Origin of the sequence: Streptomyces sp. NPDC127197 (assembly GCF_042672405.1) — a bacterium.
GTDB classification, from domain to species: Bacteria; Actinomycetota; Actinomycetes; order Streptomycetales; family Streptomycetaceae; genus Streptomyces; species Streptomyces flavusporus.
The window spans coordinates 225,990-248,848 of sequence record NZ_JBHXVG010000009.1; the positions used below are offsets into that span (position 1 = coordinate 225,990).

General features: G+C 70.3%; 15 protein-coding genes. 9 read left to right on the forward strand and 6 right to left on the reverse strand.

What is annotated here, in order from left to right; genetic code table 11:
* Positions 1 to 2: 2 nt before the first annotated feature.
* From ACFVJQ_RS17175 to ACFVJQ_RS17185, 3 genes are all read right to left on the reverse strand, one after another.
* Positions 3 to 1,340, reverse strand: coding sequence for an ABC transporter substrate-binding protein (locus ACFVJQ_RS17175; RefSeq protein WP_385509679.1), 1,338 nt, complete (start codon positions 1,338 to 1,340; stop codon positions 3 to 5).
* A gap of 243 nt (positions 1,341 to 1,583) precedes the next feature.
* The gene (locus ACFVJQ_RS17180; protein WP_385784622.1) at positions 1,584 to 2,672 is read right to left on the reverse strand and encodes a LacI family DNA-binding transcriptional regulator; all 1,089 of its coding nucleotides are present in this window, start codon (positions 2,670 to 2,672) and stop codon (positions 1,584 to 1,586) included.
* Positions 2,673 to 2,796: 124 nt separating this feature from the next.
* The gene (locus ACFVJQ_RS17185) at positions 2,797 to 3,810 is read right to left on the reverse strand and encodes a hydroxyacid dehydrogenase (protein WP_385509681.1); all 1,014 of its coding nucleotides are present in this window, start codon (positions 3,808 to 3,810) and stop codon (positions 2,797 to 2,799) included.
* 454 nt (positions 3,811 to 4,264) lie between these two features.
* Here ACFVJQ_RS17185 and ACFVJQ_RS17190 point away from each other — a divergent pair, with 454 nt between their 5' ends.
* The 7 genes from ACFVJQ_RS17190 (at position 4,265) to ACFVJQ_RS17220 (ending at position 15,658) form a co-directional block, all read left to right on the forward strand.
* Complete coding sequence (locus ACFVJQ_RS17190; protein ID WP_385509682.1) at positions 4,265 to 5,614, forward strand: extracellular solute-binding protein; 1,350 nt, start codon at positions 4,265 to 4,267, stop codon at positions 5,612 to 5,614.
* On the forward strand, positions 5,611 to 6,609 hold the full coding sequence (locus tag ACFVJQ_RS17195; protein WP_385509683.1) for a carbohydrate ABC transporter permease: 999 nt from the start codon (positions 5,611 to 5,613) through the stop codon (positions 6,607 to 6,609). The genes ACFVJQ_RS17190 and ACFVJQ_RS17195 overlap by 4 nt, the downstream gene beginning before the upstream one ends.
* Positions 6,606 to 7,478: a carbohydrate ABC transporter permease gene (locus ACFVJQ_RS17200; RefSeq protein WP_385509684.1), complete on the forward strand. Its 873-nt coding sequence runs from the start codon at positions 6,606 to 6,608 to the stop codon at positions 7,476 to 7,478. Before ACFVJQ_RS17195 ends, ACFVJQ_RS17200 begins: the two co-directional genes overlap by 4 nt.
* 38 nt (positions 7,479 to 7,516) lie before the next feature.
* Positions 7,517 to 9,298, forward strand: coding sequence for a putative Ig domain-containing protein (locus ACFVJQ_RS17205; RefSeq protein ID WP_385784627.1), 1,782 nt, complete (start codon positions 7,517 to 7,519; stop codon positions 9,296 to 9,298).
* A 14-nt stretch (positions 9,299 to 9,312) separates the two neighbouring features.
* On the forward strand, positions 9,313 to 12,642 hold the full coding sequence (locus ACFVJQ_RS17210) for a putative Ig domain-containing protein (RefSeq protein WP_385784630.1): 3,330 nt from the start codon (positions 9,313 to 9,315) through the stop codon (positions 12,640 to 12,642).
* 26 nt (positions 12,643 to 12,668) lie between these two features.
* Positions 12,669 to 13,925, forward strand: coding sequence for an alginate lyase family protein (locus ACFVJQ_RS17215; protein WP_385509688.1), 1,257 nt, complete (start codon positions 12,669 to 12,671; stop codon positions 13,923 to 13,925).
* Positions 13,926 to 14,017: 92 nt separating this feature from the next.
* Positions 14,018 to 15,658 (forward strand): carboxylesterase/lipase family protein, encoded by a 1,641-nt coding sequence (locus ACFVJQ_RS17220; RefSeq protein ID WP_385784634.1) that lies wholly within the window; start codon positions 14,018 to 14,020, stop codon positions 15,656 to 15,658.
* 29 nt (positions 15,659 to 15,687) lie between these two features.
* On the opposite strand, the gene ACFVJQ_RS17225 is transcribed toward ACFVJQ_RS17220, so the two are convergent.
* The 3 genes from ACFVJQ_RS17225 to ACFVJQ_RS17235 form a co-directional block, all read right to left on the reverse strand.
* Complete coding sequence (locus tag ACFVJQ_RS17225) at positions 15,688 to 16,740, reverse strand: LacI family DNA-binding transcriptional regulator (protein ID WP_385784636.1); 1,053 nt, start codon at positions 16,738 to 16,740, stop codon at positions 15,688 to 15,690.
* A gap of 168 nt (positions 16,741 to 16,908) precedes the next feature.
* Positions 16,909 to 17,832, reverse strand: a complete 924-nt coding sequence (mmuM, locus tag ACFVJQ_RS17230; protein WP_385784639.1) for a homocysteine S-methyltransferase — start codon at positions 17,830 to 17,832, stop codon at positions 16,909 to 16,911.
* Between the two features lie 244 nt (positions 17,833 to 18,076).
* A complete protein-coding gene (locus ACFVJQ_RS17235) occupies positions 18,077 to 20,113 on the reverse strand; it encodes an autotransporter (protein ID WP_385784642.1) in 2,037 nt (678 codons plus the stop codon).
* Positions 20,114 to 20,347: 234 nt separating this feature from the next.
* On the opposite strand from ACFVJQ_RS17235, the gene ACFVJQ_RS17240 reads away from it, so the two are divergent.
* Positions 20,348 to 21,442 (forward strand): family 43 glycosylhydrolase, encoded by a 1,095-nt coding sequence (locus ACFVJQ_RS17240; RefSeq protein ID WP_385784645.1) that lies wholly within the window; start codon positions 20,348 to 20,350, stop codon positions 21,440 to 21,442.
* Positions 21,439 to 22,851 carry an RICIN domain-containing protein gene (locus ACFVJQ_RS17245; RefSeq protein ID WP_385784648.1) on the forward strand — a complete coding sequence of 471 codons (1,413 nt, stop codon included), beginning with the start codon at positions 21,439 to 21,441 and terminating at the stop codon, positions 22,849 to 22,851. Before ACFVJQ_RS17240 ends, ACFVJQ_RS17245 begins: the two co-directional genes overlap by 4 nt.
* The last annotated feature ends 8 nt before the right edge of the window (positions 22,852 to 22,859 follow it).

Below are 22,859 nucleotides of genomic sequence, written 5' to 3' on the forward strand. Positions count from 1 at the left end.
GCCTAGCCCTTGACGCTGATACCGCGGGACTTCAGGTCCTTGACCGTCCACTCCTGCATGTGTGCCAGGAGGTCGGTGACCTTCTGCTCCTTGTTGACGACCTTGGCCCAGCCGGCCTGCATCTCCGTGAACATGGCGGTCCAGTTGGGGCCGAAGGTCCAGTCCGTGGTGACGGTGTCGAGGCTGTCGGTCACGATCTTCTGCGCGGGCTCGTAGTTCTTGCCGAGCAGCTTCTCGGAGATCGACTCGCCGACGTACGTCTCGCTGTCGGCGAGGGCCGGCATCACGCCGTTGCCGGTCTCCGGGCTCGCCATCGTCTTGACCGCGCCCGCGTCGGTCGACATCCACAGCGCCGCCTCGGCGGCCTGCTCCTGGTGCTCGCACTGCTCGGTCACCAGGGTCACGCTGCCGGTGAGGTTGGTGCCGGCCGGGGTCTTGGGCGCCTCGCCCTTGAAGGTCGGCCAGGGGGAGAGCGCCCAGTCGCCGAAGGACTCGGTGAAGTTCTGCACCATGCCGGCCATCTGCCAGGTGGAGATCTGCCGGGTCGCGGTGCCGCCCTTGTCGTAGTTGCGCTGCACGGCGGCGTAGTCGGCGAAGGACAGCTTGGAGTTGAGGTCGTTGTCGATGATCTCCTGGATCACCTCGGCGGCCTTGAGGGTGCCCTCGTCCTGGAAGTTCACCTTCCAGGAGTTGCCGTCGACGGCGTACCAGTGCGCGCCGGCCTGCATGGCGAGCACCTCCAGGGTGCTGGGGTCCTCACCGGCGTAGTTGGTGATCTTGATGTTGTGCTTCTTGAGCTCCTTGCCCGCGGCGATGAAGTCGTCCCAGGTGGCAGGGGGCTCGATGCCGTACTTCTCGAAGATGTCGGCCCGGTAGATGGTGAAGTTCGGCGAGGAGCTGGTCGGGACGCCGTAGAGCTTGCCCTGCACCTGGGCGCTGGCCCAGGAACCGGCGTTGAACTTGTCCTTCTCGCCCTCGACGTACTGGGTGATGTCGGCGAGCGCACCCTCCGCGACCCAGCTGGTCACGTACTCGGCGGTGTTCTGCACCAGGCAGGGCGCGTTGCCCGCCTTGACCGCGTTGGTCAGCTGCTTCTGCATGGTCAGCTGGTCGGTGACCTTCGTGTACTTGAGCTTGACGTCCTTGTGACTGGCGTTGAAGGCCTTGACGACCGCCTCCTGGCCGTTCGCCCAGCCCCAGAAGGGGAGGGTCACCGGGCCGGAACCCGAGGAGTCTCCGGAGTCGGAGTCGGAGCCGCCGCAGGCGGCGAGCAGACCGGTGAGCGCGACACCCGCGACTGCGGCGCGGGCGAACCTTCTCCGGGGGCTGGTGAAGTTCATCTGACCGTGTTCCTTCGGGAAGTAGGCGTCTCGCAACGGGAGGACGCGGCGGCTCGGTACTGGCCGGCGAGGGCGGTCTGAAAACCGTCGGCTCGGCGGGCGGGGGGCGGCCAGGCAGAAGTGATAGAAACCGGTTGCTGGGAAGGTAGGCCGTAGCTCGGGGCTCTAGCAAGAGGTCTGCGGCAATTTGTTTGGATGGAATGATGGAAAACGTTTACGGAAACAGGTCGGGCTGCCGGGTGGCTAACCGCGCCGCCGGGGCGGCCGTACGGAGTGGCGTACGACGACATGGGTGCCCAGCACGAGATGCTCCCCGTCGGCCCCCTTGCGCCGCCCTGCCCCGCCCTCGCGCCGGTCGGCCACCGCGCGCAGCGCGACCCGGCCCATCTCCTCGTACGGCACGTGCACGGTGGTCAGCTGGGGGGTGAGCTGGGACGCCAGCGGGATGTCGTCGTAGCCGACGATCGACACGTCCTCCGGTACGCGCAGCCCGGCCGCGCGCAGCGCCTGCATGGCGCCCGCGGCGACCACGTCGGTTCCGGCGAGCACGGCGGTGAAGTCCACCTTCTCGCGCAGGGCCGTCTCGACGGCCTCGTAGCCGTGCTCGTAGTCGTACGGGCCGTGCCGCACCATGCCCGGCTCGAACGGCACGCCGTACGCCTGGAAGGCGCGCCGGGCGCCCTGCAGCCGGCCCTGTGCGGTGGTCAGTTCGGCGTGACCCGGCAGCACGAGGATGTCCCGATGGCCGGCGGACAGCAGGTGGCTGGCCATCGCGTAGGCGCCGGACTCGTTGTCGTAGTCGACGGTCGTCGCCGGGACGTCGCCCTCCAGCGGCGGCCGGCCGACCAGGACGAGGTGGGAGCCGGCCGCGTCCAGGGAGCGGGCGAAGCGGGCCATGCGCAGCTGGTACTCGTCGTAGTCGTAGGCGCCGCCGAGCAGCACGACGGCGGCGACGCCCTGCTGGCGCATGAGGTTCACCAGGGCCAGCTCCCGCTCCGGGTCGTCGCCCGTCGTGCCGACCAGCGAGAGCCAGCCGCGCAGCGTGGCCGCGCCCTCGACGCCCTTGGCCACATGGGCGAAGGCGGCGCCGGTGATGTTGTTGATGAGGATCGCGACCGTCGGGGTCCCGCCACCGGCTAGGGAGCGGGCGTGGGCGTTGGTCACGTAGTCCAGGTCCCGGACGACCTTCATCACCCTGCGGCGCAGGTCGTCGGAGACCGGGTAGTTGCCGGACAGCACGCGCGACACGCTCGCCACGGAGACGCCCGCGCGTTCCGCCACGTCCCGGATCGTCGCCCGGCCGGCGTCGCCCGGTGCCTTGCGCTGACTCACCGTTGCGGCTCCTTCACCGTCGTGACCCGAACACCGGGGCGGGCGCGCTCGCCTCCGGTGCGGAAACCGTATCCCATCGTTCCTCCAGGTAGGACGCCTGTGGACAACCCTCGTACGGTGGGCGTCAGGCGACCCGGGGCAGGTCCGCCTGGCGCACCTCGTGGGCGAGGGGCAGGCCCGCGGCCAGGCGCTCCAGCTCCTCCACGACGATGCGGCCGAGGCGCTCGAGTTCGTTGCCGAGCGAGCCCGCGATGTGCGGGGTGAGGAAGACGTTGGGGAGCCGGTAGAGGGGCGACTCGGCGGGCAGCGGCTCGGGTTCGGTGACGTCGAGAACCGCGCTGAGGCGGCCGGAGAGCAGCTCGTCGGTGAGGGCGTCGTGGTCGACGAGGGCACCCCGGGAGGTGTTGATCAGGACGCCGCCGTCGCGGATGAGGGCGAGGCGTTCGCGGTCCAGCATGTGCTGGGTCTCGGGGATGTCGGGGGCGTGCAGGCTGACGATGTCGCTGCTGCTCAGGAGCTCCTCCAGGGACACGGACCGGGTGCCGAGCGCGGCGGCCTCCGTGGCGTTCACGTAGGGGTCGTGGAGCAGGACCTCGAAGTCGTACGGGCGCAGCAGCTCGAGGAGTCTGCGGCCCACGCGCGAGGCGCCGATGATGCCGACGCGGCGGCCGACGTTGCCGATGGCGGCGGTCTCGGCGGGGGTCGGGTGGGTGTGCGTGGCGCGGAAGCGCTCGCGGTGCGCGAAGGCGTCCTTGCCGGCCAGCAGGATCATCGCGAGCGTGTACTCCGCGACCGGCAGGGCGTTGCCGGTGACCGCGCTGGAGACGGTGACGCCGCGCTTCCACAGGGCCTCGCCGACCAGCGAGCGGACGGAGCCGGCGGCATGCAGGACCGCGCGCAGGCCGGGTGCCGCGGTGAGGGTGTCCTCGTCGAGGTGCGGGCAGCCCCAGCCGGTGATCAGTACGTCGGCGCGGGCCAGCTGCGCTGCGGCGCCGGGGGCGGCGAAGTCCCGTACGACGAACGTGGGGTCGATCTCGGCCGTCTGCTGCAGCCGTGCCACCAGGGGCTCGGGGAAGAGCAGCGGGAGATGCACCGGATCCATGGCGAACACGGCCCGGGGCAGCGGGGCGCTGGGCATGACACTCCTGAAGAGGGAGGGGTGGTCGGAAACGTTTTCTGAAAGCGTCTTCTACCGTAGATCCGCGGTCGACGGGGGGTCAATCGTCGGAACGGGGCGGAAGATCCGCAATCTTTTCGGGTCGCGGGCCGCGAACGCAGGGGAACGGGTGCCCGGCGTGTCCGCTCTGCGAGATGTCGGCAACCGGTTGCCAGGGCGGCCGCCCGGTTTTGCTCACGTGCGGCGGTCCTGGATTCCCGCTGGTCAGCCGCCAGTTGGGGCTCACCGTCGGGCCTCATGAAGCGTGTCATCGGCGTTTCGCGGAGCTTTCGAATTTCTGCGAGGACTCTTGACGCGCCCTCCGGACGGGCCGAAGCTCTGGCCACTCGGTCATAGCAACCGGTTGCTACTTGTTACTGCGGCCAGATCCACGGTCCGGCCGTGCCGTGCTCCCCGAACCAGAAGGTGAGGCCCCATGCCTTCCCACGCCGGTGCTCCTCCCAGCCGCCGCCGGTTTCTCGCCCTGTCGGCCGGCGGTGCCGTGGCCGGTGCGGCGGCGCTGAGCGGTTGTGCGATGCAGGTGTCCTCCGGAGTCAGCGGCTCCGGAGAGACCGTCACCGTGATGGTCAACTCCGGCGACATACTCCCGGAGCAGGTCCAGCAGGCCAAGAAGGACCTCGGCATCAAGATCAAACTGGTGAAGTACGACATCACCAAGCTGATCGCGATGCTCACCAGCGGCAACCCGCCCGACCTGGTGCGCGGCGTCGGTGCCGTGGACCTGCCGTACTTCGCGGCGCGGGACGTGGCCGAGGAGCTGGACCCCTACTTCGCCCGGAGCAGCGTCCTCAGACTCGACGACCTGGACCCTGTCAACGACCTGTGGCGGTTCGACGGCCGCACCCAGGGCAGGGGCCCGCGCTACGGCATGGCGAAGGACTTCTCGCAGGACTCCATGTTCTGGTACAACACCGCGGCCTTCGACAAGGCCGGTGTCGACTATCCGCCGGAGACCGAGCCGGTCACCTACGAGGAGTGGCTGGACAACGCAAAGCGCCTCGTGCAGCGCAAGAACGGCCAGACCACCGTCTTCGGCGGCAGTTTCAACGGGCTGACCCGGGCCACGCTCCTGGCGACCATGACGGCGTCCGCCGGCGGCAGCCTCTTCAGCGACGACTTCTCCCGGGTCGACTTCACCACCCCCGAAGCCCGCAAGGCCCTGGCCTGGTACATGGACTACGCCAAGACCAAGGTCGGGCCGAGCCTCATCCAGCCCGACCCCAACGGCTGGGACGGTCCCACCTACCAGGCCGGGCGGCTGGCCATGTCGAACTCCGGCTACTGGCTGGGCGGCATGATCTACCCCGACAAGAAGCTCGCGGGGGTGTCCCGCCTGGCGCCCGCCCCGGTCTTCGCGGGCGGCCCGCGGATCAGCGCCTGCCAGGGCGGCACCGGCCTGTGGATGCCGCGCGGGGCGAAGAACAAGGACGCCGCATGGCGGGTCTTCGAGTGGTTCTTCGGCGAGGAGCCGGCCAAGGGGCGCGCCTCCGGCGGCTGGGGCATCCCCACCTTGAAGTCGCTGCGTTCGCTGATGCCCGCCCAGGAGGACTACCAGAAGCGGGTGCTGAAGGCACAGAACAACGAGCTGAAGCATTTCTCGGTCGTCTCCTTCACTCCTTACACCAGGGCGGACGCGATCGACGCCCTCTTCAACCAGATCGCCCCCGCCGCGATGAACGGCCAGATCTCCGTCGACACCCTCGCCGGGCGCCTCAACTCGGCCATCAACGAGCAGATGAAGCGCGGTAAGGAGCAAGTGGGATGACGGTCGACCAGATCTCCTCCGTCGCGGACCGGCCCGGCGCCGGCGCGCACGCCGGACGCGCACCGGCCACGGGCGGGCCGCGGATCTCCATGACCGCGCGCAGGCACCGGGCGTTCTACATGTTCACCTCGCCCTGGATCATCGGGTTCCTGCTGCTGACCATCGCGCCGATGGTGTACGCGCTGTGGCTGAGCTTCACCACGTTCGACGGCATCTCGCCCCACTGGCGCTACGTCGGACTCGGCAACTACCGCGAGCTGCTGAACGATCCGGTGACCTGGGACGCACTCGGCCGCGCGGGCCTGTTCGCCGTGACCTCGGTGCCGTTGTCGATCATCGCGGGGCTGGCCCTCGCGGTCCTGGTCAACCGGCCGATCAAGGCGCGCGGCCTGTTTCGCACCCTGCTGTATCTGCCCGCCGTGGTGCCGCCGGTGGGCGCGGGCCTCGCCTTCAAGTTGCTCTTCGACCAGAACTCCGGTGCCGCCAACGGCGTCCTGACCATCTTCGGCATCGACGCCGTGGGCTGGCTCGGAGACCCCTACGCCCGCTACGTGCTGCTGATGACTGTGCTCTGGGCCGCCGGAAACGTCATGATCATCTCGCTGGCCGGCCTCCAGGACGTACCCCGGGAACTCCACGAGGCCGCCCGCATCGACGGGGCGGGCGCCTGGCGCACCTTCCGCAGCATCACCGTGCCGCTGCTGTCACCCGTCCTGCTCTTCCAGACGGTGACCGGAATGATCGCCTCGGTGCAGACCATCATGCCGCTGCTGCTGGCCCCGCTCGGCGACACGAGCGGCATCACCACGGTCCCGCAGTCCAACTACCTGTACATGATGCACGTGTTCGCGCAGTACTTCGCGCTCGGCCGCTACGGCTACGCCTCCGCGCTGCTGTGGGTGCTCTTCGTCCTGATCCTCATCGTCACCGGACTCATCTTCAAGTTCACGTCCGGCGCGGTGTTCTACAACGTCGACCCGGAGGCGAAGAAGTGACCGCCACCAGTGTGCCGCCCAAGTCATCGTTGACCGACGTGCGCGTGCGGGTGCGTGCCAAGCGCCTCGTCCTCTACACGGTCCTCGTCTCCGTCACCGGGCTGTTCCTCGGCCCCTTCGGCTGGCTGGTCCTCTCCGGCCTGAAGACCCAGGGCGAACTGGCCGCCTCGCCCGTGCACTGGCTGCCCGAGGTCTTCCAGTGGCACAACTTCGCCGATGCCTTCAACCAGATCGACTTCCTCGGCTATGCCCGCAACTCCCTGATCATCGCCCTCCTCTACGCCACGCTCGTCACCCTGAGCTCGGCCTGGGTCGGCTTCGGCTTCGCCCGGCTCGACGCGCCCGGCAAGAAGGTGCTGTTCGGCATCCTGCTCGGCTCGATGATGCTGCCCCAGATGGTCACCCTGTTGCCGACCTACCTGATCTTCGCCAAGGTCGGCATGGTCGACACATACTGGCCGTGGGTGCTGTGGGGCCTGTCCGCGGCGCCGTATCTCGTCTTCCTCTTCCGGCAGTTCTTCGCGGGCATGCCGCGTGAGCTGGAGGAGGCCGCGATCGTCGACGGCTGCGGGTACACGTCGATCTTCTGGCGGATCTTCCTGCCGCAGTCCTGGCCTGTGCTGTCCGCGAGCTTCATCATCGCCTTCACCTGGACCTGGGGCGACTACATCGCCCCGCAGCTGCTGTTGTCCACCGACCGCACCACGCTCGCTGTCGCCGTGATGACCACCTATGTCAATGAAGGTGGCACGCCCGTCCCCGAACTCCAGGCCGCGGCCTCCGTGATGTACGTCGTCCCCATCCTGCTGATCTTCCTCGTCGCCCAGCGCGGCTTCGTCGCCGGCATGTCCACCTCCGGTCTCAAGTAGCCCCCGTACAACACCTCTTCTTCTTAAGGAACTTCACCATGAACGAAACCCAGAGCACCGGCCTGACCCGGCGCACCGTCATCCAGGCCGCGGGGGCCGCCGCGGCGGCCTACTCCCTGATCGGAGCGGCAGCAGGCACGGCGACGGCGGCGGACGACAGACCGGAGGCCGCCGACCGGCTGGTGATCCACCCCGTCCCGGGCGCGATGGCGATCAACACCACCTTCGTCGTCAAGGCCCGCACGCCGGGCGGCCAGTGGAAGCCGGTGCCGGTCTTGCGCGCCACCACGAAGACCATCAACGAGAAGACCGGGGCCGGCATCATCCGGCAGACCTCGGTCGCCAGCCTGGACTTCACCGGCACCGTGGAAGTGCAGGTCACCTGGTCCAAGGGCACGATCCCCTCGGCGCGGATCCGCCCGCTGTCGTATGGCATCGAGCCCCAGGTCAGCGGCGACACGATCACCTTCAGCCTGACCGAGCCGCGCAACCTCTCCATCGAGATCGACGGCGACATCTACGGCAACCTGCAGCTGCACGCCAACCCGATCGAGAAGACCCGGCCGGAGCAGGACGACCCCGACGTCATCTACTTCGGCCCCGGCATCCACACCCCCTCGGGCGGCGTGGTGCAGGTGCCCAGCGGCAAGACCGTGTACCTGGCCGGTGGCGCGGTGCTGAAGGCACGGGTGGAGTTCATCAACGTGGAGAACGCACGGCTGCTCGGCCGCGGCATCATCTGGGACTCCGACGCCGCCACCCTGGTGAAGTTCTCCAAGAACATCGAGATCGACGGCATCCTCGTCCTCAACCCGAAGTCCGGCTACTCCTGCACCATCGGCCAGTCCAAGCAGGTCACCGTCCGCAACCTGCACTCCTACAGCTCCGGCCAGTGGGGCGACGGCATCGACGTGTTCAGCAGCGAGGACGTCCTGATCGAGGGCGTCTGGATGCGCAACAGCGACGACTGCATCGCCATCTACGCCCACCGCTGGGACTACTACGGCGACTGCCGCAACGTCACCGTCCGCAACTCCACCCTCTGGGCCGACATCGCCCACCCGGTGAACATGGGCACGCATGGCAACCCGGAGAAGCCCGAGACCATCGAGAACATCGTCTTCAGCAACATCGACGTCCTCCAGCACCGCGAGCCGCAGGTCCTCTACCAGGGCTGCTTCGCCCTCAACCCGGGCGACCGCAACCTCATCCGGGGCGTCCGCATCCAGGACGTACGCGTCGAGGACTTCACCTGGGGCCAGCTGATCAACATGCGGGTCATGGCCAACCGGTACAACGCCGCGCCCGGCCGGGGCATCGAGGACGTCTACGTGCGGAACCTGACGTACGACGGCACGCACGCCAACATGGCGATCCTGACCGGCTACGACGCCGACCGCCCCATCAAGAACCTCACCTTCCAGAACCTGGCGATCAACGGCACGGTCGTCCACGACAAGATGCGCAAGCCCGGCTGGTACCTGACCACCGACATGGTGCCGGCGTTCGCCAACGAACACGTGCAGAACCTCCGCTTCCTGGACTCCGCCACGGCGGCCTCCACAGTCGCCCCGGAGATCACCAGCGCCGGCGAGTCCACGGCCACCGCGCGCCTGGCCTTCAACCACCTCGTCACCGCGACCGCGCTGCCGACGTCGTTCGGCGCCGAGGGGCTGCCCAAGGGCCTCGAGGTCGACGAGAAGACCGGCCAGATCTCCGGCACCGCGCAGGTCCCCGGCACCTACACGGTCACCGTCTCCGCCACCAACACCGTGGGCACGGCGACCAAGACCCTCACGCTCACCGTGCAGCACCCGTAAGCCAGGAGTGATCCGTGCATTCCCTCAGCCGACGGACGTTCATCGGCGCGGCTGGTCTCGCGGGTGTGGCCGGAGCCGGACTGCTGTCCGCTGCCGCCACGCCCGCGTGGGCCCAGTCCGCCGAAGCGGCGTTCGCCTTCGCGCATCCCGGTCTGCTGCACTCCCGCGCGGACCTGGCCCGGATGAAGTCAGCGGTGGCGCAGGGACGCGACCCGATCGCGTCCGGCTTCGCCGCGATGGCCGCCGACTTCCGTTCCCAGCACACCTACGCCGTCCGCAACACCGGACAGATCACCACCTGGGGCCGCGGCCCCACCGACAACACCAGCCAGGCCGTCACCGACGCGGCCGCCGCCTACCAGAACGCCCTGATGTGGGCGGTCACCGGCGACGTACGCCACGCCGACAAGGCCCGCGACATCCTCGACGTCTGGGCCGCCTCCCTCACCGGCATCACCGGCGCCGACGGACAGCTCGGCGCCGGGATCCAGGGCTTCAAGTTCGTCAACGCCGCCGAGATCCTGCGGCACAGCGGCTACGACGGCTGGTCCCGGGAGTCCGTGCTGCGCTGCGAGCGCTCCTTCACCGACGTCTGGTATCCGGCCCTGTCCGGCTACTGCCTCTACGCCAACGGCAACTGGGACATCGCCGCGCTGCGCACCATCCTCGCCATCGCCGTGTTCTGCGACAACCGGGTGATGTTCGAGGACGCCCTGCGGTTCGCGGCCGCCGGCTCCGGCAACGGCTCGGTGCTGCACCGCATCGTCACCGCCGCCGGCCAGGGCCAGGAGTCCGGCCGCGACCAGGCCCACGAACAGCTCGCCGTCGGCCTGCTGGCGGACGCGGCCGAGGTCGCCTGGCAGCAGGGCGTGGACCTGTACGGCTTCGCCGACGACCGGATCCTCGCCAACTTCGAGTACTTCGCCCGCTACAACCTCGGTGACAACTCCGTACCGTTCACCCCCGACCTCGACCGCACCGGCAAGTACATCAAGCTGACCGTCTCCGACCGGCAGCGCGGAGTGATCCGCCCGCTGTGGGAGATGGCGTACGCGCACTACGCGGGACGCCTCGGCAAACCCGCCCCCTACAGCAAGAAGGTCATCTTCCGGGGCACGGACGGAGCACGCGTGGTGGAGGGCTACCAGGAAGACCACCCGGGCTGGGGCACGCTCACCTACGCCGGGACGGCGACCGCCTCACCCGCCGCGCCGACGGCACCCGCCGGGATCACCGCGGTCGGCGACGACCACGCCGTCACCGTGTCCTGGCTGCCGTCCGCGTGGGCGACCGGCTACACGGTCCGGCGGGCGACCGGTCCGGACGGGCCGTACGAGCGGCTCGCGTCCGGGATCGAGGGGGTGCGGTTCACCGACCACGACGTCCGCCCCGGCCGGACGTACCACTACACGGTCACCGCCACCAACTCCCTGGGCACGAGCGCGGCTTCCGCCTGGACCGCGGCGACCGCCGGTCTCCCCGAGCCCTGGTCGACCCGGGACCTGGGGAACGTGAAGATCCCGGGCTCCGCCGCCTTCGACGGCGAGCGCTTCGTGCTGGAGGCGAGCGGCACCGCGGACACCTACCGGCTAGCCCACCTGCCGCTGTACGGCGACGGCGTCGTCACCGCGCGGATCGTCTTCCCGCTCAGCTCCCAGTACTCCAAGATCGGCGTCACCGTCCGCGACTCCCTCGACCCGGACGCCGCGCACGCCTCGATGCTGATCCAGGGGCTGCCGCTGCACACCTGGAGCGGCGTGTGGAGCGTCCGCCCGTCGGCCGGGGCATCCGTCTCCGGCACCGGCAGCACGCCCGTGCCGCCCTCCCAGCAGCAGGCCATCACCAGCGCCGCGGCGTTCCCGATCTCCGACCTCGGCACGCTGCCCGAGTCGGCGACCCCCCTTCAGGCGCCGTACGTCGAGGGCGCCGGCGACGGCTACCGGCTGCGGATGCCGTACTGGGTGCGCGTGGAACGCAAGGGCCGACGCTGCACCGGGTCCCTCTCCCCGGACGGCATCCGGTGGACCGAAGTCGGCTCCACCGAGGTCGAGTTGGGGCGCGCGACACACGCGGGTCTCGTCCTTACCTCCTGCCTGGGCGTCGACGAGGCATACGCCGAGACCGGCACCGGCGCCTTCGACAACGTCAGCGTGACGTCGTCGGCCACCGGCGAGGTCTGGCACACGCCACGCCCCACGCGCACCGCCACCGACCTGCGGGCGGCCACCGGCGCCGACGCCGTCGAGCTCAGCTGGAGCGACCCGGACCTCTCGGCCACGTACACGGTCCTGCGGGCCACGGACGCGGCGGGCCCGTACACGACGCTCGCGAACGGTGTCGGCCCGGTCGGCTTCGGCACCCGCATCCGGTACGCGGACGCCACCGGCAGACCCGGCACGACGTACCACTACGCCGTCGTCAAGACCAACTCCGACGGGCGGGGCCCGCGTTCGGCTCCGGCGCACGCCGAGATGCCGACCCCCGCCAAGCCGGAGTTCGTCTCCCAGGACACCGCGTTCGCGAACCGGGGCGACGAGTTCCGTCATCTGCTGCGGGCCGCGCACGAACCCGTACGGTTCACCGCGCGCGGCCTGCCCGACGGACTGCGCCTCGACCCGCGCACCGGCCTGATCTCCGGAACACCCACCGAGGAGGGAGAGTTCAGGGTCACGACCACTGCGGCCAATGCGGCGGGCACCGCGACCTCCACCCTCACGCTCACCGTCGGCACCCCACCGCCCGCGCCCTGGTCGTACGGCGACCTCGGCGACGTCGTACTCGACGAGCGCGAACTCGGCGCCTACGGCGTGGTGTCCATCCGCACCCCCGGCAGCACCGCATACGAAGACGGGACTTTCGTGGTGCGCGGTGCCGGAACCGATCTGACCGTCAACAACCAGGGAATGACAGGCCAGTTCGTACGCCGCCCGGTCACCGGCGACTGCGAGATCACCGCCCGGCTCGTCTCCCGCACGGGCGCGAGTGCCGACCGGGTGGGCCTGCTGATGGCCAAGTCCCTGTCACCGTTCGACCAGGCCGCCGGGGCGATCGTCTCCGGCGGGACGACCGCGCAGCTCATGCTGCGCACCACCGTGGCCGGCCGGTCGACCTTCACCGGCAACGGCACGGCCCGACTCCCCAGCCTGCTGCGGCTGAAGCGCACCGGGACCGCCTTCACCGCAGCCCTGTCCACCGATGACGGCGTCAGCTGGACCCCCCTCGCCGGGGGAGAGATCCCCGGCTTCGGCGACGCCCCCTACTACGTGGGCCTCGTGGTCTGCTCCCGCAGCCCCCTGGTCCGCAGCACCACCGAGTTCGACGAGGTGAGCATCACCGCCATGTAGATCCTCCAAGGAATGGAGATGCACGAATGAGCCGCACTTCCCCCCACAGGCACCTCCACACACCAGAGTTGAGCCGCCGTGGTCTGCTGAAGACCGCCGGCGGCCTCACCGCCGCCCTCGCAGTCGGCGGGTCCGCGGCCGTGCTGGCGGGCAGCACGGCCGACGCGGCCCCCGCGACCTTCACCCACCCCGGCATGCTGCACAACTGGGGCGACATCAACCGGGCCAAGGTCAGGGTAGCCGCGGGCAACGACCCCTGGCTGTCCGGCTGGAACCGGCTGACCGCCAACTCCCACTCACAGTCCACCTGGACGCCCCGCCCCACGGCCACGATCATCCGCGGCGGCGACGGCCAGAACTACCCCCAGCTCTACAACGACATCCACGCCGCCTACCAGAACGCGCTGCGCTGGCACGTGGGCGGCACCGCCGCGAACGGCGACTGCGCCGTGCGCATCCTCAACGCCTGGTCGTCCACGCTCACCACCATCACCGGAAACGCCGACCGGTACCTGGCCGCCGGCCTGTACGGCTGGCAGTTCGCGAACGTCGCCGAGCTCATGCGCGGCTACGCCGGGTTCGACCTCAACCGGTTCAAGACGATGATGCTCAACGTCTTCTACCCGCTCAACGACCGGTTCCTCCGCGAGCACAACGACGCCTGCATCACCAACTACTGGGCGAACTGGGACCTGTGCAACATGGCCTCGATCATGGCCATCGGGATCCTGTGCGACGACGGCGCCAAGTACGACCAAGCCGTCAACTACTTCAAGAGCGGCGGCGGCAACGGCCAGATCCAGCGGGCGGTGCCGTTCCTGTACCCGAACGTCGAGGGCTACGACCTCGGCCAGTGGCAGGAGTCCGGCCGCGACCAGGGCCACACCGTCATGGGCATGGGTCAGATGGGCGCCCTGTGCGAGATGGCCTGGAACCAGGGCGACGACCTGTACTCCTACGACGGCCGCCGCTTCATGAAAGCCGCCCAGTACGTCGCCAAGTACAACCTGGGCATGAACGTGCCCTACACCACCTACACCTGGGGCAGCGGCCAGAACTGCGCCCAGCAGTCACAGACGGTCATCGGCTCCGGGTCCCGCGGCCAGGTCCGCCCGGTGTGGGCGATGCTCCACTACCACTACAACCGGCGCCTGTACCTCGACGACAGGTACATCTCCCAGATGTGCTTCTCGGTCGCCCCCGAGGGCGGCGGCGGGGACTACGGATCGACCAGCGGAGGCTATGACCAGCTCGGCTTCGGCACGCTGATGTACGCCAAATAGGCGCTGAACCGGCTCGTGCACCGGAATACCTCCGAGCGATGTGATGCTCTGATGTGAACGGTGCACGAGCACGGTGAAGGGCTGGTGGGCGGATGACCGCAGCAGACCTGACGGGCCCCGTGGTGAGCACACCGTACGGGGCGGTACGCGGCCGGTACGAGCAGGGAGTCGCGGTGTTCCGGGGCATCCCGTACGCCGCACCCCCCTTCGGGCCGCGCCGTTTCCGGCCTCCGGTGCCTCCCGAGCCCTGGGACGGTGTGCGGGACGCGGGCGCCTTCGGGCCGACGCCGCCGAAACCGCCGTACTCGGAGGCGTTCGCCCAGTATCTTTCGGACCCGGTCGTGCCCGGGGACGACTGCCTCAATCTGAACGTGTGGACCCCCGAGCCGGGCCGCGGCGCCCGGCTCCCGGTCCTGGTGTGGCTGCACGGCGGGGCCCTGACCAGGGGCTCGTCGTGTGTGCCCGTGTACGACGGACGCACCTTCGCCCGCGACGGGATCGTCCTCGTGTCCCTCAACTACCGGCTCGGAGTGGAGGGCTACGGACTGTTCCCGGACGCCCCCGCCAATCCGGGCCTGCGCGACCAGCTCGCCGCCCTGCGCTGGGTGCACGAGTCGATCGAGGCCTTCGGCGGTGACCCCGACCGGGTGACCCTCTGCGGACAGTCGGCCGGCGCGATCAGCATCGGTGCCCTGATCGCCGCCCCGCAGGCCCAGGGCCTGTTCCGGCGCGCGGTCCTGCAGAGCGGGCCGCCCGAGGCGGCCGAGCGGGACAACGTACGGCGGATGGTGCGCCGGATGGCGACCCGGCTGAAGGTGCCCGCGACCGCCGAGGCCTTCGCCGCCGTCGACCGCGACCTGCTGCTGCGCACCCAGGCCGAGGTGGGCCGGCTCAGCAGCCCCGTGCTGGGCGGGCCGGCCTTCGGGATCGTCGTCGACGACGACATCGTCCCCCGCGATCCCCTCCAGGCCCTGGTCGAGGGCCGGGTCGCCGAGGGCGTGGACCTGCTCATGGGCTGGACCCGCGACGAGTACCGGCTGTGGCTCGTGCCCGGCGGGCTGCTGGAGCGCGTCGACCGGCTCGGCCCGGTCGCCCTGGCCGGGGCCATGGCCCGCTGCCACTGCGGCCACGAGGTCCCGCGCGGCTACCGTGCCCTGCACCCCGAGGCCGGCACCGCGGAGATCGTCGGCCAGCTGGTCACCGACCACCTGCTGCGCATTCCGCTGCACCGCCTGGCCGACGCCCGCCCCGGATCGTCGTACGTCTACGAGTTCGCCTGGCCCTCCCTGCTGCCCGGCCTCGGCGCCTGCCACGCCCTGGAACTCGGGTTCGTCTTCGACACCGGCGAGGTGCCCGAGGCCGCCAAGCTGGCGGGTGAGGGTGCGCCGACCGAGCTGGCCGACGCGATGCACACGGCGTGGGTGCGCTTCGCGGCCGACGGCGACCCGGGCTGGGAGGCGTGGGACGCCACCCATCCGGTGCGGATCTTCGGCGAGGTCGAGCCGGCGGGGGAGGCCGGTGATCGGGCAGCGTCGGGCGAGCAGAGGACGCTGAGAGAGCCGTACACCGTGTATGGCCCGCGCGACCGCGAGCTGGCCCTGTGGACGGCCGACGCCACGGCTCGGGAATCCGCGCCCCCGGCCGTTCCTGCCGACGGTGCGGCCGCGCGTCGTGCGGAACTGCGGTCGGTCGCACGCCTGCTCCGTCGCTCCGGCGGCGTCCGTCGGCAGTGACGCGGGGCAGGACTACGGGTGACGGGAGCTCACTCCACCGCCCGCACCGAGTCCCGCACCACGACATGCGTGCCCAGCAGCAGGTGCTCGGCCGGGGCGTCCGCGGGGTGGCCGAGGGCGGTGCGGACCGCGAGGCGGCCCAGTTCCTCGTAGGGGACGTGCACCGTCGTCAGGGCGGGGTGCAGGTCGCGGGCGAAGGGAATGTCGTCGTAACCGGCCAGCGAAACATCGCCGGGGACGTCGAGGCCCGCCTCGTGCAGGGCGGTGAGCGCGCCCGCCGCGACCATGTCGGTGGCGGCGACCACCGCGGTGAACTCCAGCCCCTCCGCGAGGGCTCGGCGCATCAGCTGGTGCCCGGAGTCGCGGGTGAAGTCGCCGTGCAGGAGCAGGGCCGGATCGGGGTCGACGCCGCGGGCGCGGTGGGCGGCGAGGTAGCCGCGTTCGCGGCCCAGCGCGGTGCTGTGGTCGGGTTTGCCGCCGAGGAAGAGGATCCGCCGGTGGCCCTGGGCCAGGACGTGCGCGACCAGGGCGTAGGCGCCGCCCTCGTTGTCGTACTCGATGACCGTGACCGGCGCCCCCGGGCCCAGCGGCGGGCGACCGCACAGGACGAGCCGGGAACCCGCGGAGGCCAGTGAGTCGGCCATCCGGCGGGTGCGCTCGCGGTACTCCGGGGTGTCGGCGCCGCCGCCCACCAGGATCACCGCGGCGGCCCGCTGGGCGCGCATCATCTCCACGAAGTCCAGCTCGTGCTGGACGTCGCCCTCCGTGCTGCACACCAGGCACAGATGACCGAGCCGGGTCGCCTCGCGCTCCACGCCGTGCGCCATGTGCGCGAACGACGGACCGGTGATGTCCTCCAGGACGAACGCCAGCGTGGGCGTCCCGACGCCCGCGACCGCCTTGGCACGCGCGTCGGCGACGTAGTCCAGGTCGCGCACGGCCCGCATCACACGCGTACGGGTCGCCGAACTCACCGGGTACGCCCCGCCGAGCACGCGCGACACCGTCGACGCGGACACCCCCGCCCGCAACGCCACGTCCCGGATCGTGCTCCGGCTCGCGCTCCCACTCTTGCGCGTCATACCCCACCCCGCCCCTCTCCCCGATCCCTGCGCCCCCTCCGGGAACTGCGGCAACAACGATGGAAACCGGTTCCCGGTGCGGTGAGGCTAGCAGCGCGGAGGGGTCAGGACGAGGTGAGCGGCGGGAGGGGGGAAGGGCCAGGCCGCCGACGGCCGACGAACCGTCGGTCAGACCGTCAGGGTGCGCGCGATGGACGTGATCGCCTCCGGTCCCACCCGGCAGCACCCGCCGATCAGCCGGGCCCCGGCGGAGCGCCAGCCCTCGACCTGTTCGGGGGTGAAGGTGGAACGGCCGCTCCAGGCGCGGGCCTCCGCGTCCCAGCTCTCGCCGCTGTTGGGGTAGACGACCACCGGCTTGCCGGTCACCCGCGCCGCCGTCCCCACCGCGGCGTCCACGTCCTCGGGGGCGCAGCAGTTCACGCCCACCGCGATCACCTCGTCCACGTCGGCGGCCAGGGCGAAGGCCTCCTGAAGCGGCTGCCCGGCGCGGGTGCGGTCGCCGGCCACGGTGTACGACAGCCAGGCCGGCACCCCGAGTCCGTGCACCGCCCGCAGCAGGGCCGTCGCCTCGTCGGCGTCGGGGACCGTCTCCAGAGCGAGCACGTCGGGCCCGGCGGCGGCCAGCACCTCCATACGGGGCCGGTGGAAGCGCTCCAGTTCGCCGACCGTGAGCCCGTAACGGCCCCGGTACTCGGAGCCGTCCGCGAGCATCGCCCCGTACGGGCCGACGGACGCCGCCACCCACAGCGGGCGCGCGGCGCGTGCCCGGCGCGCCGCCTTGCGCGCCAACTCCACGCTCAGACCGATGAGTTCGGCCGCCCGCTCGCGGCCGATCCCGCGCTTGCCGAAACCCTCGAAGGTGGCCTGGTAGCTGGCGGTGATCGCCACGTCCGCGCCCGCCAGGTAGTAGGCGAGGTGCGCCTCGGTGATCGCCTCGGGCCGCTCGGCGAGCAGCCGCGCCGACCACAGCTCGTCGCTCAGGTCGTGCCCGGCCGACTCGAGCTGGTTGGACATGCCGCCGTCGAGCACGACCGTACCGGCGGCGAGGGCGTCTGCGAGGCTGAGCGGGGTTTCGGGGGTGTTGCTGGTCATGTCACGACGCTACGCGCTCCGCTGGAAGTGCCGCGATCTGCCGTCGATCGTCTGCGGCACCGTCGTGGCTGGGCGCGCCCACGGTGGGGGTCCCCCCGCTCGAGCGAAGCCGAGAGTGGGGGAGGAGCCGCATATCGAAACAGCCCCGCGCCCCTTTGGGGCGCTGCCCAACCGCACACACCAGGCGCCGACCGGCCGGTGATGACCCCCGTACACCCACCGGCCGGTCGACGCGGACCAGGAGTCACCCGTGGGCGGCGTGCCGTCCGCCGCGCCGTCGCCCGCGGCGGGTGCGCCGCGTCGCCGGGATCAGGAGCCCGCCCAGCAGCCCGGCGGCGAGGACGTACGGCCACCAGCCCAGCCCGGAGTCGTCGGCGGTGCTCGCGCTGCGCGTGCCCGGCGTCGGAGCGCCGGATGCCGGTGCGTGGGCCGGGGATGCCGACGGGCTCTCGGCGGCGGCGGTGAGGACGACGTCGTTGCCGTCGCCGCCCCGGTAGGTGATGCGGTGGACGGTGTCGGCGAACTTCACCTCGGCGCCCTCGCGCAGGCCCTTGAAGGCGCCCTTCGTCGCCCCCCGGCCCTGGTTGTCGAGGACGGTGATCTCGCGGTCCGGGTCGTTCCCGGCGGCGGACAGATCGAGGTCACCGGCCAGTCGCACCGCACCCCCGCTCACCTTCAACGGCGTGTCCCTGAGAACCAGTCGACCGTCCGCGCGCTGCGTGAAGCCCCCGGTCACCGTGAGCCCGCCCGCGACCACGCCCTCGTTGGTCACCGCCCCCTTCACGGTGCCCTTGCCGGTGAGTGTGGTCGTCACCCGCAGCCCCGACGCGCCGACGTCCAGCCGCGCGCCCGCCGACGTCAGCCGGATCTCCCTGCTGCGGGTGAGCGTGGCCCCCGAGCGCAGCGCCAGCGTGCCCTTCCTGACCGTCGTCGTGCCGGTGTACGTCACTCCGCTCCCGGCCAGCGTCGTGGTGGCCGCGCCCGACTGCACGAACGCCCCCGACCCGCTGACCCGGGACAGCGAGACCGGCGTCGACGCGTTCCGCACCACGAGCGTGCCGTCGTTCACCACCCGGCACAGGTCGCCGTCCATCCACAGCGAGCCGTCGCCCTGCGCCGACCCCAGCCGCAGCACCGCGCCCTTCTCGACGGTGGTCGAGCCGTCGTAGTACTGCTTCGCCGCGAAGGTCACGTCGTTCCCCCGCGTCCCCGCGATGACGACGTCCCCGGCGCCGGGTGCGGCAAGGGTGTCGTGGAAGCGGCCGCCGCCGATGGGAGCGCCCAGCGTCACCGGCCCGTTGTAGTCGAAGGTGAGCAGGGAACGCGACCGGGCCGCCAGCAGGTTGATGTAGACCGTCTCGGCGGTCCCCGGCATGAAGATCTTGTTCGTCGTGCCGTCGCCCCACTGTACGTTCGCGCCCTTGATGTTGGTGCCGCGCTTGTTGATGTTCTTGCGCGCGGGCGTCCAGTTCAGCGCGGGGTCGCTGAGCGAGGGATCGGTGTCGCCGCCCTGGTCCGACCAGCTGTACTGGCCGGTGAGCACGACCTTGCTGCCGGGCCGCGACTGGACGTTGATGTCGCTGCCGTACTCGCGCTGGTAGAAGTCCATCCCCATGGTGACGGTCCGGCCCAGCGGGGTGTCCACGGTGTACGTGCCCTGGTTGAGGATCTTGCGTACGTTCGGCAGCGACGTCGCGAACTCCGGCCGTCCGGCGTTGACCTGCGTACCGTTGTCGATCACCCCGGAGAAGGGGTGGGTGCCCGACAGGTCCCAGGTGCCCCAGAGGAACCTCGGCTGGGTGATCAGCCCGGTGCCGCTGATGGTGCCCAGGTTGTAGGCGCTCTTCAGGGACAGGCGCAGGGTGCCGTCGACCCGGATGTTGTCCTGGTTGAGCCGGAACGCGGGCGTGTTGTACGGGAAGTGGCCGATCAGGCCGGTCGTGCCGCCGTTGCCGTACTGGAGCGTGGCGCCGCGCTCGACGGTGATCGCCGGTGGGTCGGGGTTGGTCGTGGTGACGTACGGGTGGTTGCCGCCCTGCGTGGTCACCTTCTGCCGCCGCCGGGACTCGGGCAGCGTGAAGTCACTGTCCTTGGTGAGGATCAGCGTTCCGCTGCCGCGCACGGTGAGCGTGCCCTCACCGCGGAAGACGCCGTCGTACGTCGTCGTCCCGGACGGGACGGTGACGACCGTGTCGCCGGTGAGCGTGACGTCCCGGCCCCCGAGGACGTCGGCGGTGACGTCCCGGGGGCCGGCGGCCGTCGCCGGGGGAGCGGTGACCATGAGGGCGACCGTCGCGAGGGCGCCGGCGGCCGCTGCTGTCTTGTGAGTAAGGCTGCGCACGTGATCGGAGACGGGCGGAGGCTGCCGCCGATAACAGAAAATTCGCGTTCCTCTTTGTCTCGCCGGACCCGTTGACCTCCTCGTAACACGCCTTTACCTTTTCGGCGTTCGGAATAACAGATGTCGTACGAAATCTCGAACCAAGAGCCGAGAGACGACCGAGAGGCAGTCCGCATGAGCCGCGCCGACGACCTGCCCCCCACCCCCGACCGCCGACTGGTGCTGAAGGGCGCCGCCCTTGCCGCGGGCGCCCTGGCCGCCGCACCCGCAACGGCCCTGGCAGCCACCCCCACCGCGAAGTCGAAGGCAGCAGGCCCCTACGTGAACCCCCTCGTCCCCAACCGCGCCGACCCGCACATCACCCGCCACACCGACGGCTTCTACTACTTCACCGCCACCGCCCCCGAGTACGACCGCATCATCCTGCGCCGCTCCCGCACCCTGAACGGCCTCACGACCGCTGCCGAGTCCGTCATCTGGCGGGCGCACCCCACCGGCGACATGGGCGCCCACATCTGGGCGCCGGAGATGCACCGGATCGGCGGCAAGTGGTACATCTACTTCGCCGCCGCGCCCGCCGAGGACGTGTGGCGCATCCGCATCTGGGTGCTGGAGAACTCCCACCCCAACCCCTTCCGCGGCACCTGGGTCGAGAAGGGCCAGATCAAGACGGCGTGGGAGACCTTCTCCCTGGACGCGACCACCTTCACCCACCGCGGCACCCGCTACCTCGCCTGGGCCCAGCACGAGCCCGGCATGGACAACAACACCGCCCTGTGGCTGAGCAAGATGGCGAACCCCTGGACCCTGACGGGCCCCCAGGTCCGGCTCTCGACCCCCGAGTACGACTGGGAGTGCATCGGCTACAAGGTCAACGAGGGCGCGTACGTCCTCCAGCGCAACGGCCGCGTCTTCATGACGTACTCGGCGAGCGCCACCGACCACAACTACTGCATGGGCCTGCTGACCGCCCCCGCCGACAGCGACCTCATGAACCCGGCCAACTGGTCGAAGTCCCCGACCCCGGTCTTCACCAGCAACGACACCACCAAGCAGTACGGCCCGGGCCACAACTGCTTCACGGTCGCCGAGGACGGCCGCACCGACGTCCTCGTCTACCACGCCCGCCAGTACAAGGAGATCAACGGCGACCCGCTCAACGACCCCAACCGCCACACCCGCGTCCAGACCCTCGGCTGGAAGCCGGACGGCACCCCCGACTTCGGCATTCCGGTCGCCGACAGCGCTGCGGCAGGAGGCGTGAGATGAGGCGCGCGTACGCGATCCTCCTGGCGCTGTGCTGTGCGCTCGCCGGTGCCCTGGTCACCGCCGCCCCGGCGAGCGCCGCACCCCAGACCCTCACCAACGGCACCCAGTTCACGGACACCTCCGGCAACCCCGTGCACGCCCACGGCGGCGGCGTCATCAAGGTCGGCTCCTACTACTACTGGTTCGGCGAGCACCGCAACGCCGACAACACGTTCCGTTACGTCGACGCCTACCGCTCCACCGACCTGAAGAACTGGGAGTTCAGGAACCACGTCCTGACCCAGTCCACCCACCCGGAGCTGGCCGTCGCCAACATCGAGCGGCCGAAGGTCATGTACAACGCGTCCACCGGCAAGTTCGTGATGTGGATGCACAAGGAAAACGGTTCCGACTACAGCGAGGCCCGCGCGGCCGTCGCCGTCTCGGACACGGTCGACGGAAACTACACCTGGCAGGGCAGCTTCCGCCCGCTCGGCCAGCACATGTCCCGGGACATCACGGTCTTCGTCGACACCGACGGAACCGGTTACATGGTCTCCGCCGCCCGTGAGAACTACGACCTGCACATCTACCGCCTGACCAGCGACTACACCGGCATCGCCGCCCTGGTCGCCGACCCCTGGCACGGCGGACACCGCGAGGCACCGGCGCTGTTCAAGCGCAACGGGGTGTACTTCATGCTGACGTCGGGCGCCACCGGCTGGAGCCCCAACCAGCAGCAGTACGCGACGGCCACCAACCTCGCGGGCCCCTGGTCGGCGATGACGAACGTCGGCGACTCGACGGCGTACGGCTCCCAGACCACGTACGTCCTTCCGGTGCAGGGCAGTTCGGGCACCTCGTACCTGTACCTGGGCGACCGCTGGGGCAACTCCTTCGGCGGGACCGTCAACGACTCCCGCTACGTCTGGCTGCCGCTGACCTTCCCCACCTCGACCTCCATGTCGATGTCCTGGTCCCCGGAGGTCACCGTCGACGCGGCGGCCGGGACGATCAGCGGGACGAGTGCCACGTACAACACGCTGATCGCCCGGCACAGCTCCAGGTGCGCCGACGTGACCGGCCAGTCGCAGTGGCAGGGCGCCCAGATCAAGCAGTACGACTGCAACGGCGGCACCAACCAGAAGTACTGGTTCAAGTCCGTCGGAAGCGGTTACTACCAGCTGATGGTGCGCAACAGCTCCCTGTGCGTGCAGGAGAACGCGAGCACGGTGACCCAGGAGAACTGCAACGCGTCGGCCACCAGCCAGCAGTGGTCGCTCACCACCACGGGCAACTACGTGAACGTCAGGTCCCGCGCGACCGGCGAGTGCCTGGACGTGTCCGGCGCGTCCACCGCCAACTCCGCCGCGATCATCACGTACACCTGCAACGGAGGTACCAACCAGCAGTGGACGCGCGGGACATGATCCACCTC